General features: G+C 53.5%; 1 protein-coding gene. It reads left to right on the forward strand.

The annotated features are described in order from the left end of the window. The first annotated feature begins 105 nt into the window (after positions 1 to 105). Positions 106 to 1,053, forward strand: a complete 948-nt coding sequence (locus tag ACB040_RS20720; RefSeq protein ID WP_012564931.1) for an IS30-like element ISAeca1 family transposase — start codon at positions 106 to 108, stop codon at positions 1,051 to 1,053. Positions 1,054 to 1,098: the final 45 nt, after the last annotated feature.

Raw genomic sequence — 1,098 nt, forward strand, 5'->3', positions numbered from 1 at the left:
CGTGAATTCAGATAATAAGTGCAATGCCCATGGTGCATAGGAGAGAGGCGGTCAACTACCAGTTAGGGTACGCTTCTTCTCGCCAAAGAAACAAAGCGATACACCATGAAATACCAGCAGTTGACCGAGGGGCTACGATACCAGATTGCCTGCCTCCGTGACCATGGCCTGTCACAGGCCCGCATTGCCAAACAGCTCGGGGTTCATCCATCGACTATCAGTCGTGAGCTTCGTCGTAATTGTGCTGGGCAGGCCTATCAGCCGCAGCAGGCTCACCAACTTGCCACGGCACGACGGCTGACGAGTCAGAAGCGTACTGTCCCGTCTGATACCATCGACTTTGTTTGCATGGCGCTGGTCGCGGACTGGAGTCCCGAGCAAATCAGTGGCGTTGGAGACATGATTAACTGCCCGGTTAGCCACGAGTGGATATACCGCTATGTGGCACGCGACAAGGCCAACGGTGGCACGCTATACCGGCATCTGCGTCAGGGTCACAAACGCTATCGCAAGGGTAAGAACAGCAAACGCAGTGTCATTCCCAATCCGGTATCGATTGATGAACGCCCTGCGATAGTCAATGAGCGGAGCCGTGTGGGAGATTGGGAAGTCGATACCGTGTTGGGTAAGCAAGGCAGCGGTGCAATAGTGAGTCTGTTGGAGCGTAAGAGCCGGCTCTACCTGGTTCAATACGTTCCCAGCAAAACAGCCAGCGCGGTGGCGGACACCATTATCAGCATGCTGAAACCCTACCAGGCACATGTCCATACCATCACAGCTGACAATGGTAGCGAGTTTGTCGAACATGAACGTGTTGCAGCAGAGCTGGAAGCGCAGGTGTACTTTGCGCATCCATACAGTGCATGGGAACGGGGACAGAATGAGAATAGCAATGGTCTGCTGCGGCAATATGTGCCCAAAGGCAGTGATTTGAGTGTGGTGACAGCAGAGGCACTGTCAGCCGTCGAAAAGCGGCTGAACTTCAGGCCGCGCAAATGCTTGGGATTTAAACAGCCACAGGTGGTTTTTGACGAACTTCTGAAAGCAGCCTGATTTTTAATCGGGAATTGCACTTCGAAGTTGAATTCGCGACCACCT

The sequence above is a fragment of the Aeromonas sp. S11(2024) genome, from assembly GCF_041402345.1.
Taxonomy (GTDB): domain Bacteria; phylum Pseudomonadota; class Gammaproteobacteria; order Enterobacterales; family Aeromonadaceae; genus Aeromonas; species Aeromonas veronii.